Annotated in this window: 2 protein-coding genes and 1 pseudogene; all 3 read left to right on the top strand. The window is 70.4% G+C overall.

Annotated elements, in window-relative coordinates; translation table 11 throughout:
• Positions 1-560: 560 nt before the first annotated feature.
• Positions 561-1,732 (top strand): annotated as a pseudogene (locus BFF78_RS49925) (beta-ketoacyl synthase N-terminal-like domain-containing protein); the annotation flags it as partial.
• A 12-nt stretch (positions 1,733-1,744) separates the two neighbouring features.
• A complete protein-coding gene (locus BFF78_RS49500; RefSeq protein WP_418346739.1) occupies positions 1,745-6,046 on the top strand; it encodes an SDR family NAD(P)-dependent oxidoreductase in 4,302 nt (1,433 codons plus the stop codon).
• A gap of 43 nt (positions 6,047-6,089) precedes the next feature.
• Positions 6,090-12,575 carry a type I polyketide synthase gene (locus tag BFF78_RS00780; RefSeq protein ID WP_069776473.1) on the top strand — a complete coding sequence of 2,162 codons (6,486 nt, stop codon included), beginning with the start codon at positions 6,090-6,092 and terminating at the stop codon, positions 12,573-12,575.
• Positions 12,576-12,582: the final 7 nt, after the last annotated feature.

Raw genomic sequence — 12,582 nt, 5'->3', positions numbered from 1 at the left:
GGCATCGTTGAACATCCCCCCGTGGTGGATACGCACCTTTACTTATACCAGCCCCGCCATGCCTTGAGAGAGACTTAAAGCACCTGGGTGGCGAATCGTTCATCGCCGCGCGCCGTCAACGGGGAGGACGCGCGGATCAGGGGGAGAGTTAGTTGAAATTGATGCAAAGTAGGGGGCGTTGGGCTGTCGCCTGACATCGGCACGGCATCCGGGAATCAGTAACCCGCGGTAGTTCGCGCTAAGGATGCCCCCTACACGTATTCGGTTGTCCCTTTCTCTCCGCTGACATGGACGTCCAATGGACTCCGATCGATTCGGTTCCGTATGCCCTTGTCTCCATTTCTGAGATGTACCTCACTCGCCGACCACATTCGTCAACGGGGGAAACTGTTGTCGCTCAAGTACGCCATTGAACGCCCTTCGGAGCGCGGCCAACGCGCTGACGTTGCCGCCGGGCGCTGTACGACTTCCGACGCCTTCGGGAGCGGCCGGGAGCGCCGTCTCCCCATGCGGGCAGTCGAGAACGTTGGCGCTGGTCGTCCGGACGGGGAGGAGTAGGCATGGTTGCCGACAGGAACGACATCGTCGGGGCCCTCCGGAAGTCGATCAAGGAGACCGAGCGCCTCCGGCGGCATAACCAGCAGTTGCAGGACCGCGCGAGCGAGCCGGTGGCGATCGTGGGTATGAGCTGCCGCTATCCCGGTGGTGTGACGTCGCCGGACGAGTTGTGGGAGTTGGTCAGTCAGGGGCGCAACGGTACCTCGGAGTTCCCGGCCGACCGTGGCTGGGACCTGGAGCGGTTGTACGACCCGGACCCGGACCATCCGGGTACCTCCTACACGCGCTCGGGGGGTTCGTTGACCGGGTGGGCGACTTCGACGCGGAGTTCTTCGGTATCAGCCCGCGTGAGGCGATGGCCATGGACCCCCAGCAGCGGCTGCTGCTGGAGGGTGCGTGGGAGGCGTTCGAGGACGCGGGTATCGACGCGACCGCGCTGCGTGGCAGCGACACGGGTGTCTTCTGTGGCGTGATGTACCAGGACTACGGGTTCGTCGCGGGCATGAGCGACCGGCGTGACGAGATAGAGGGCTACCTCACGACCGCTGCTGCCGGCAGCGTCGCGTCGGGTCGGATCAGCTACTCGTTCGGCTTCGAGGGGCCGGCGCTGACCGTGGACACGGCGTGCTCGTCCTCGCTCGTCGCGCTGGACCTCGCGGCCAAGTCTCTCCGTGCCAAGGAATGTTCGCTGGCGCTGGCCGGTGGCGTGACCGTGCTCGCCAGGCCCAACGCCTTCATCGAGTTCAGTCGGCAGCGCGGGGCTTCGGTGGATGGCCGGTGCAAGTCCTACGCCGCGGCCGCCGACGGCGTGGGCTGGGCCGAGGGCGTCGGCCTGGTGCTGCTGGAGCGGCTGTCGGACGCGCGCCGCAACGGCCACCGCATCCTGGGCCTGCTGCGGGGAAGTGCGGTCAACCAGGATGGTGCGAGCAATGGTCTGACGGCGCCGAACGGTCCCTCGCAGGAGCGTGTGATCCGGCAGGCCTTGGCGAACGCGGAGTTGGCCCCGGCTGACGTGGATGTGGTGGAGGGCCACGGGACGGGCACCCGGCTGGGTGACCCGATCGAGGCCGAAGCCCTGCTGGCGACCTATGGGCGCGAACGGAACAACGGCCCGCTGAGGCTGGGGTCCGTCAAGTCCAACATCGGCCACACCCAGGCGGCCGCCGGCGTCGCCGGCGTGATCAAGATGCTGATGGCCATGCGGCACGGGCAGCTGCCCGCCACCCTGCATGTGGACCAGCCGTCGCCGCACGTGGACTGGGCCTCGGGTGAGATCGAGCTGCTCACCGAGGCGCGGGAATGGCCGGCTTCGGATCGGCCGCGTCGGGCGGGTGTGTCCTCGTTCGGCATCAGCGGGACGAACGCCCACGTGATCCTTGAGGAGGCTCCGGTCGAGGAGGCTGCTCCGGCGGAGGCTGCTCCGGCGGAGCGAGCGGTCGGCGCGGTCCCGGTGCTGGTGTCCGGGCGTGGTGAGGCGGCGTTGCGTGCGCAGGCCGCTCGCCTGCGCGAGCGCCTCCTTGCGGATCCCGAACCGGGACTTGCAGATCTCGGGTTCTCGTCGGTGTCGTCGCGTGCGTTGCTGGAGCGGCGTGCGGTGGTCGTGGCTTGTGATCGTGCGGGTTTGCTGGCGGGGCTGGAGGCGCTTGCGGGTGGTGAGCCTGCGGCCGGGGTGGTCGAGGGCTGTCAGGTTGCCGGTAAGACGGCGGTGTTGTTTACGGGTCAGGGTGCGCAGCGGGCTCGTATGGGTGTGGAGTTGGCGGCGTCGTATCCGCGGTTTGCCGAGGCTCTGGATGAGGTGTGTGCGGAGCTGGATCCCCTGGTGGGGCGTTCGGTGCGGGAACTGCTCAGTGCCGCGGAGGGGTCGGAGGACGCGGGGCTGCTGGATGCGACGCAGTTCACGCAGGTGGTGCTCTTCGCTGTCGAGGTGGCGTTGTTCCGGCTGGTGGAGTCGCTGGGTGTGCGGCCGGACTACCTGATCGGGCACTCCGTCGGCGAACTGGCTGCCGCGCATGTGGCTGGTGTGCTGTCTTTGGCGGATGCGTGTGTGCTGGTGGTGGCGCGGGGCCGGTTGATGGGTGCGCTGCCGGCTGGTGGTGCGATGGTGGCTGTGCAGGCTGGTGAGGACGAGGTGGCTGCGTCCCTTGCCGGTTTTGAGGGCCGTGTGGAGATCGCGGCGGTCAATGGTCCTCGTGCTGTGGTTGTTTCGGGTGATGCGGGGGCTGTGGAGGAGTGGCTGCCGCGGTGGGAGGGCCGTAAGACGTCGCGGCTGCGGGTGTCCCACGCTTTCCACTCGCCGTGCATGGAACCGATGCTGGAGGATTTCCGGCGGGTGGCGGAAGGTCTGTGTTTCAACGAGCCGCGGATCCCCATCGTCTGCAACGTGACCGGTGAGCTGGTTTCGTCGGAGGTGACGGATCCGGGGTACTGGGTTCGTCATGTGCGCGAGGCCGTTCGTTTCGCTGACGGTATCCGGACTCTGCATGGTCTTGGTGTGCGCCGTTATCTGGAACTGGGGCCGGATGCGGTGCTGACGGCGATGGCCCGTCAGTGCCTGGACGACGATGAGGACAGTGTGCTGATCGCGGCGCTGCGGTCGCGGCGTCCGGAGGCGGAGACCTTCGCTGCGTTCCTCGGTCAGGCTCATATCGCCGGAGTCGGGGTGGACTGGCCGGCTTTCTATGCCGGTACCGGTGCCAGGCGGGTGGCGCTGCCGACGTATGCGTTCCAGCGTGAGCGGTATTGGCTGGCTCCTGACACCGGGATCGTGGATGCGGCGGCGGCCGGGCTGGGCCGGATCGAGCATCCGATTCTGGCCGGTGCGGTGCAGATCGGTGACCGGGACGAGTGGGTGTTCACCGGCCGTCTGTCCACCGACACCCAGCCCTGGATGCGCGAACACGCGATGCTCGGTGTGGTGATCCTGCCCGGCACGGCGCTGGCCGAGTTGGCGCTGACGGCCGGCCACGCGGCGGGCTGCCCGGTTCTGGACGAGCTGGTGCTGGAGGCACCGGTGCCCCTGGAGGACGGTGCCGCCTTGCAGTTGCAGGTCACCGTAGGCCAGGCCGGTGAGGATGGGCGCCGCGAAGTGGCCGTCTACACGCGCCCGGCAGCCACCGACGAGGACGAGCTGCCCGAGGCGACGTGCCATGCCCGTGGCTGGGTCGCCCGGGCCGGGGAACCGGCGGCGCCGTCGGAGATGCCGGCCGAGTGGCCGCCGACGGGCGCGGAACCGCTCCCGGTGGATGAGTTCTATGCCGGTACGGCCGAACTCGGCTACGACTACGGGCCGATGTTCCAGGGCATACAGGCCGCATGGCGCTCCGGCGACGAGCTCTACGTCGAGGTAGCGCTGCCCGACGGCGTCGGCGGCGAGGGATTCGGTGTCCATCCGGCCCTGTTCGACGCTGCTGGACACAGCTTGCTCCTGGGTAAGGAGGAGGGTTCCGCCGCAGAGCTGCCCTTCTCGTGGTCGGGGGTGCGGCTCGGGCAGATCACCCTCTCGCGGGTGCGGGTGCGGATCACCCCGGTGGGAGAGTCCACCTACCGGTTGGATGTCTTCGGCGAGCAGGGCGAACTCGTCGTCGGCGTGGACGAGCTCGTCACCCGCCCGGTGGAGCAGGCCCAGCTCGAGGCCGCCCGGCGAGTCGGTCAGCGTTCGCTGTTCCAGGTCGATTGGGCCACGGTGGCGGCCGGTTCGGCGAAGCCGGTGCGGCTGGCGGTCGTCGGTGGGCTGGCCGCCGAGGGTGAGCGGTTCACGGATGTGGCCGCGCTGGAGCAGGCACTGGCCGGTGGCGCGACCCCGCCGGAGGTGGTGCTTGTCGGGGCCCCGTCCGCGGTGGGTGACACGGCGGAGGCGGCTCAGAGGGTGGCCGTGAGCGCGCTGGAGCTGGTGCAGCGGTGGCTGGCCAGTGAGTCACTGGGCGAGGCCCGGCTGGTGGTGGTGACGCGTAACGCCGTCGCGGTGGGCGATGAGACGCCGGACGTGGCGCAGGCCTCGGTGTGGGGTCTGGTGCGCAGCGCCCAGTCCGAGCACCCGGACCGCTTCCTGCTCGTCGACCTCGACAACGGTGACGAGCCGGAGTGGGGCGCGCTGCTTGACCTGGACGAGCCCCAGCTGGCCATCCGTGACGGTCGGTTGCTGGCACCGCGGCTCGGTAGGGCACCTGCGGGACGGTCGGACGAGGTACGGCCGCTGGACCCGGACGGCACGGTACTGATCACCGGTGGTACCGGCGGCCTGGGCGCGCTGGTCGCCAAACATATGGCCGAGTGGCACGGCGCCAGGCGGTTCCTGCTGGTGAGCCGTCGTGGCGCTGCCGCCGAGGGCGTGGAGAAGCTGGTCGCCGAGTTGGAGGCGTTCGGCGCCCAGGCCCGGGTCGCCGCCTGCGATGTGACCGAGCGCGACCACCTGGCCGACCTGTTCGCTTCGTTGGAGCAGCCGCTCACGGCGGTGGTCCATGCGGCGGGTGTGCTCGACGACGGCATCGTCGAGCAGCTCACGCCGGAGCAGGTGGCGCGGGTGATGCGTCCCAAGGTGGACGCGGCATGGAATCTGCACGAACTCACCGCCGGGATGGACCTGTCGGCGTTCGTCCTCTTCTCCTCGGTCACCTCGCTCATCGGCACCCCGGGTCAGGCGAACTATGCGGCGGCCAACGCCGCCCTGAACGCGCTCGCCCACCGACGACGTGCCGAGGGGCTGGCGGCAAGCTCTCTCGCCTGGGGCCTGTGGGCCGATACAGGCGGCATGGCTGGCGGGCTCGACGAGACCGAGCTCTCCCGCCTGGAGCGGATCGGCGTGGGGGCGCTGTCGGCCGAGCTCGGGCTGGAACTGTTCGACCAGGCGATGGGGCTGGACGCGGCGCTGCTCGTGCCGGTTCGGCTGGAGCTGGCCATGCTGCGGGCCCAGGGACGGGCGGGCAGGCTGCCCGCGTTGTTCCGTGGACTGGTGCGCACGCCGGCCCGTCGCGCCGAAGCCGGCGGGTCGCTCGCCCAGCGGCTGGCCGGAGTGGCGGAGGCCGAGCGGGAACAGACGGTGCTCGCGCTGGTGCGTGCCCAGGTCGCCTCGGTCCTCGGCCACTCCACGCCCAACGCGATCGATGCCGCACGGGCGTTCCAGGACCTCGGGTTCGACTCGCTGGCCGCGGTCGAGCTGCGTAACCGGCTGACCCAGGCCACCGGTGTGCGGCTGCCGTCCACGCTGGTATTCGACCACCCGACCCCGGTGGCGGTCACCCAGCTGCTCCTCTCCTCGGTCGCGAGCAGCAGCGCCGAGCCGCCCATCCACCAGGAGCTGGACAGGCTTGAGGGCATGCTCGCCGGGATCGAGGCCGGCGAGAAACAGCGGGTGGCCGGGCGCCTGCGCACCCTGCTGGCCGCCGTCACCGACACCGGTCAGCAGCCCGCGAGCGAGCGGTCGAAGATCGAATCGGCCACCTCCGCGATGGAGATCCTGCAGTTGATCGACCTTGGCTTCGACGAGGCATGACGAGTGCTGCGGCAAGTCCGGACTACCCAGGAAGAACACGGTCATGAGTTTTGACAGCAACGATCCCCAGCAGCAGAAGCTCGTCGAGTCCCTGAAGCGGGTGGCCGTCGATCTGAGCGAGGCCCGAACGCGGCTTCGGGAGTACGAGGACCGCGCGAGCGAGCCGGTGGCGATCGTGGGTATGAGCTGCCGCTATCCCGGTGGTGTGACGTCGCCGGACGAGTTGTGGGAGTTGGTCAGTCAGGGGCGCAACGGTACCTCGGAGTTCCCGGCCGACCGTGGCTGGGACCTGGAGCGGTTGTACGACCCGGACCCGGACCATCCGGGTACCTCCTACACGCGCTCGGGGGGGTTCGTTGACCGGGTGGGCGACTTCGACGCGGAGTTCTTCGGTATCAGCCCGCGTGAGGCGATGGCCATGGACCCCCAGCAGCGGCTGCTGCTGGAGGGTGCGTGGGAGGCGTTCGAGGACGCGGGTATCGACGCGACCGCGCTGCGTGGCAGCGACACGGGTGTCTTCTGTGGCGTGATGTACCAGGACTACGGGTTCGTCGCGGGCATGAGCGACCGGCGTGACGAGATAGAGGGCTACCTCAGCATCTCGTCCTCCGGCAGCGTCGCGTCAGGCCGGATCAGCTACTCGTTCGGCTTCGAGGGACCGGCCGTGACGGTGGACACGGCCTGCTCCTCGTCGTTGGTGGCTCTGCACCTGGCGGCGCAGGCGCTGCGGGCGGGCGAGTGCTCGCTGGCGCTGGCCGGCGGGTCGACGGTACTCGCGCGGCCGAACGTCTTCGTCGAGTTCAGCCGGCAGCGCGGGGTTTCGGCGGACGGCCGGTCCAAGGCCTATGCGGCGGCCGCCGACGGCGTGGGCTGGGCCGAGGGCTCGGGGCTGGTGCTGCTGGAGCGGCTGTCGGACGCGCGCCGCAACGGCCACCGCATCCTGGGCCTGCTGCGCGGCAGTGCGGTCAACCAGGATGGTGCGAGCAACGGTCTGACGGCGCCGAACGGCCCCTCGCAGGAGCGCGTGATCCGGCAGGCCCTGGCCAACGCCGGCCTGAACCCGGCGGACGTGGACGCCGTGGAAGGCCACGGGACGGGCACCAAGCTCGGCGACCCGATCGAGGCGCAGGCCCTGCTGGCGACCTACGGGCGCGAACGGAACAACGGCCCGTTGTGGCTGGGGTCCGTCAAGTCCAACATCGGCCACACCCAGGCGGCCGCCGGCGTCGCCGGTGTGATCAAGATGCTGATGGCCATGCGGCACGGGCAGCTGCCCGCCACCCTGCATGTAGACCGGCCGTCGCCGCACGTGGACTGGGCCTCGGGTGAGATCGAGCTGCTCACCGAGGCGCGGGAATGGCCGGCTTCGGATCGGCCGCGCCGTGCCGGTGTCTCCTCGTTCGGCGTGGGCGGCACCAACGCACACGTGATCCTGGAGGAAGCACCCGCCAAGGAGCGGACGCCGGCCGAGGAGAAGCCGTCCGAGCTGACGGTGGTCCCGGTGCCGCTGTCCGCCCGGAACGATGGAGCACTGCGCGAACAAGCCGACCGGGTACGGGCGTTCATGATCGCCAATCCGGATGTCCCCTTCCAAGACATCGGTTTCGCGGCGGCCACGACCCGCGCCCACCTGGAACGCCGTGCCGTGGTGGTGGCCTCGGACCGCGGGGCGCTGCTGAGCGGCTTGGGAGAGCTGTCCGCCGGCGACCCCGCGGCGCACGTCCTTGAGGGGCGTGTGGTGGGCGGGAACGCTGTGTTCGTGTTCCCCGGCCAGGGGTCGCAGTGGGTCGGAATGGCGGTGGAACTGCTGGAGTCCTCGCCGGTGTTCGCGGCGAGGATCGCTGAGTGCGGCGAGGCGCTGTCGCAGTTCGTGGACTGGCGTCTTGAGGATGTGCTGCGCGGTGCCGCGGATGCCCCGTCGCTGGAGCGGGTCGATGTGGTGCAGCCTGCGCTGTGGGCGGTGATGGTCTCGCTGGCGGCGTTGTGGCAGTCCTTCGGCGTGGAACCCTCGGCCGTGGTGGGGCACTCGCAGGGTGAGATCGCCGCTGCCGTGGTGGCCGGCGGGCTGTCCCTGGTGGACGGCGCGCGGGTGGTGGCCTTGCGGAGCCGTCTGGTGCTGGGCCGACTGGCCGGTCGCGGCGGCATGGTGTCGGTGGCGCTGCCGGTGAAGCGGGTCGAGGAACTGCTGGAGCCGTACGCGGACCGGGTGTCGGTCGCCGCGGTCAACGGCCCCACGGCGGTGGTGGTCGCCGGAGAACCGGAGGCACTGGACGAGCTGATCGCGGTGTGTGAGCGCGAGGAGATCCGGGCGCGTCGGGTGGCGGTGGACTATGCCTCCCACTCGGTTCAGGTGGAGGCGATCGAAGACGAACTGCTCAAGGTCCTGGAGGGGATGAAGCCGGTCTCCGGCCGGATCCCGTTCTACTCCACGGTCGTCGGCGGGTTCATAGACACCGCGACGCTCGACGCCACGTACTGGTGCGGGAACCTGCGGAACCGGGTCGGCTTCGAGCCCGCGGTGCGGGCGCTGATCGACAACGGTGCGGGCTTCTTCATCGAGGCCTCCGCGCATCCCGTACTCACCATGGCGGTCGAGGAGACGGTCCAGGCGCACGGTGCTGAAGGCCGGGTGAAGACGATCGGTTCGCTGCGCCGTGACGAGGGTGGCCTGTCACGGTTCGCGCTGTCCCTGGCCGAGGCGCATGCGGCCGGTGCGGACGTGGACTGGTCGGCGTTCTATGCGGGCTCCGGCGCCCAGCCCGTACCGCTGCCCACCTACGCGTTCCAGCGTTCGCGGTACTGGCTGGTTCCGCAGGCCGGGGCCGGGGATGCTGCGGCGGCCGGTCTGGGCCGGGTGGGGCATCCGGTGCTGGCGGCGACGGTCCAGGTCGGCGACCGGGACGAGTGGCTGTTCACCGGTCGGGTCTCGCAGGACGCACAGGCCTGGACCCGTGATCACATGGTCTTCGAGTCCGTACTGGTGCCGGGTGCGGCCCTGGTCGAGATGGCGTTGACCGCCGGTCGCGAGGTCGGCTGCCCGGTGCTGGACGAACTTGTGCTGGAAGCGCCGCTGGTCCTGGAAGAGGAGGCCGCGCGGCAGATTCAGGTCGCCGTCGGTCAGGCCGGCGACGACGGTCGTCGCGAGCTGACCATCTTCTCCCGCCCCGAGTCCGGTGGTGAGGACGAGCAGCGCGAGGTGACCTGCCACGGTCGTGGCTGGCTGGCCGCGGACGCGCAGCCGCTGACGCCGCTCCCGCTCCAGTGGCCCCCGGTCGGCGCCCAGCCGGTCAACGTCGACGACCTCTACGCACGACTGGCCGACATCGGCCTGGACTACGGTCCGATGTTCCAGGGCGTACGGGCCGCCTGGCGTTCCGGCGGCGAGGTCTTCGCCGAGGTGGCCTTGCCCGACGGCGCCGGAGCCGAGGGATTCGGCCTCCATCCGGCCCTGTTCGACGCCGCTCTGCACGGCGGGATGCTGGACAAGGACGCGGGATCTTCCGTGGATCTCCCGTTCTCCTGGTCGGGAGTGCGGCTCGGCCGGACCGGTCAGACCCGGGTACGGGTGCGGATCGGCTCGACGGGCAAGTCCGCCCTCCGCATCGACGCGGTCGACGACGACGGTGCCATGGTCATGGCCGTCGAATCCCTGGCCGTGCGCCCGATGGACCAGGCGCAGCTGCAGAGCGCACAGCGCGACAAGCAGAACTCGCTGTTCCAGGTCGATTGGGCCACGGTGGCGGCCGGTTCGGCGAAGCCGGTGCGGCTGGCGGTCGTCGGTGGGCTGGCCGCCGAGGGTGAGCGGTTCACGGATGTGGCCGCGCTGGAGCAGGCACTGGCCGGTGGTGTGACCGCGCCGGAGGTGGTGCTTGTCGGGGCCCCGTCCGCGGTGGGTGACACGGCGGAGGCGGCTCAGAGGGTGGCCGTGAGCGCGCTGGAGCTGGTGCAGCGGTGGCTGGCCAGTGAGTCACTGGGCGAGGCCCGGCTGGTGGTGGTGACGCGTAACGCCGTCGCGGTGGGCGATGAGACGCCGGACGTGGCGCAGGCCTCGGTGTGGGGTCTGGTGCGCAGTGCCCAGTCCGAGCACCCGGACCGCTTCCTGCTCGTCGACCTCGACAACGGTGACGAGCCGGAGTGGGGCGCGCTGCTTGACCTGGACGAGCCTCAGCTGGCCATCCGTGACGGTCGGTTGCTGGCACCGCGGCTCGGTAGGGCACCTGCGGGCGTGGCCGGTGACATGTGGCGGCTGGCGATCACGCGGAAGGGCTCACTGGAGAACCTGGCAGTCGTACCGTCCGAGGGCGGTCGGCCGCTGGGCGTGGGCGAGGTCCGCGTCGCGGTCCGGGCCGCGGGCCTGAACTTCCGCGATGTCCTGATCGCACTGGGGATGTACCCGGGTGAGGCGCCGCTGGGCAGTGAGGCCGCGGGCGTGGTGCTCGAGGTCGGCTCGGGCGTGACGGACCTGGCGCCGGGCGACCGGGTCTTCGGTCTGATCACGGACGCCTTCGGGCCGGTGGCGGTGGCGGACCGGCGGACGATCGCGCCGATGCCGGCGGGTCTGTCGTTCACCGAGGCGGCGGCCGTCCCCGTGGTGTACCTGACCGCGTACTACGGTCTGGTCGACCTGGCCGGGCTTCGTGCCGGAGAGCGGCTGCTGGTCCATGCCGCCGCCGGTGGCGTGGGCATGGCGGCGGTGCAGCTGGCCCACCACTTCGGAGCGGAGGTGTTCGCCACCGCGAGCCCGTCGAAGTGGGATGCGGTGCGCGGACTGGGCATCGCCGACGAGCGGATCGCCAACTCGCGTGATCTCGGCTTCCGGGAGGCGTTCCTGTCGGCCACCGGCGGGGCCGGTGTGGATGTCGTGCTGGACGCGCTCGCGGGTGAGTTCGTCGACGCGACGCTGGAGTTGCTGCCGCGCGGCGGCCGGTTCATCGAGATGGGCAAGACCGACATCCGTGACCCGGAGGTCGTCGCCCGCGAGCACGCGGGCGTGCGGTACCGGTCCTACGACCTGCTGGAGTCGGGCCCGGAGCGGATCCAGGAAATGCTGGTTGAGATCAGCGATCTGTTCGAGCAGGGTGTGCTGACGCCGTCGCCCACCCGGACGTGGGATGTGCGCCGCGGTGCGGACGCGTTCCGGTTCCTGCGCGAGGGCCGCAACATCGGCAAGGTGGTGCTGACGGTTCCGGCGCCGCTGGACCCGGACGGAACGGTGCTGATCACCGGCGGTACGGGCGGTCTGGGTGCGCTGTTCGCCAAACACTTGGCAGAGCGGCACGGCGCGAAGCAGCTGCTGCTCGTGAGCCGCCGTGGTGCGGCAGCCGATGGTGTGGAGAAGCTGGTCGCCGAGCTCGAAGAGCTCGGTGCGCAGGTCCGGGTCGCCGCGTGCGACGTGTCCGACCGGGGCCAACTCGCCGAGCTGCTCGGCTCGTTGGAGCAGCCGCTCACGGCGGTCGTCCACTCGGCCGGTGTGCTCGACGACGGTGTGATCGACTCGCTCACGCCGGAGCAGATGACACGGGTGATGCGCCCGAAGGTGGACGCGGCGTGGCATCTGCACGAGCTCACCGCCGGGATGGAGCTGTCGGCGTTCGTCCTCTTCTCCTCGGCTGCGGCGCAGATGGGCAACCCGGGTCAGGCCAACTACGCGGCCGCGAACGCCGTCCTGGACGCACTTGCCCACCAGCGGCGAGCCAAGGGGCTGCCGGCCAGCTCACTGGCCTGGGGCCTGTGGGCAGACGCCACCGGCATGACCGGCGAACTGGACGAAGCCGATCTCGCGCGTATGGAGCGGACGGGCGTCGGCGCGCTCTCCGCGGAACGCGGGCTCGACCTGTTCGACGAATCGCTCGGTCTGGACGCGGCGCTGCTCGTGCCGGTACGGCTGGACCTGGTCGCCCTGCGGAGCCAGGCCCGGGCGGGGACACTGCCGGCCCTGCTGCGCGGGCTGGTCCGTGCCCCTGCCCGGCGCGCCAAGTCCGCGGGCGGGTCGCTGGCGCAGCGGCTGACCGGGGTGGCCGAAGCCGACCGCGAGCAGGTTGTCCTTGAGGTGGTGCAGGCGCAGGTCGCGGCCGTCCTCGGCCACGCCTCCGCCGCCGCGGTCGACCCGGAGCGTGCCTTCAAGGAGCTCGGGTTCGACTCGCTGGCCGCGGTCGAGCTTCGCAATCGGCTCACGCAGGCCACCGGGCTGCGGCTGCCCGCGACCCTCATCTTCGACCACCCGACGCCGGAGGCGGTCGCCCGACTGCTCCTCGAGGACGTCGGTGGGGTTCCCGAGGAGCAGAACGGCTCGCCTTTCGAGGAGGAGCTGCAGAGGCTTGAGGCGATGCTGATCACCGTGGCGGGCGACGAGCGGCAACTCAGCGAGATCGAGCCGCGTCTGCGCTACCTCAGCAACCGACTGCGGAACGTGCTCCGCGGCACCGGCAGTCAGCCGACCGACGCCGAGGAAAGGTCTGACGAAGACCTCGACCTGGTGTCTGACGACGATGTGTTTGAACTGATCGACAAGGAGTTCGGGTCGGCATGACCAACGG

It is taken from the genome of Streptomyces fodineus (genome assembly GCF_001735805.1).
Lineage (GTDB): Bacteria > Actinomycetota > Actinomycetes > Streptomycetales > Streptomycetaceae > Streptomyces > Streptomyces fodineus.
The sequence above is the reverse complement of the archived record's forward strand: the minus strand, read 5'-3'. Positions and strand labels throughout refer to the sequence as shown.

Excerpts from the sequence above, each read along its gene's own strand:
- BFF78_RS49500 (WP_418346739.1), top strand. The coding sequence starts at position 1,745 with ATGCTGATGGCCATGCGGCACGGGCAGCTGCCCGCCACCCTGCATGTG.
- BFF78_RS00780 (WP_069776473.1), top strand. The coding sequence starts at position 6,090 with ATGAGTTTTGACAGCAACGATCCCCAGCAGCAGAAGCTCGTCGAGTCC.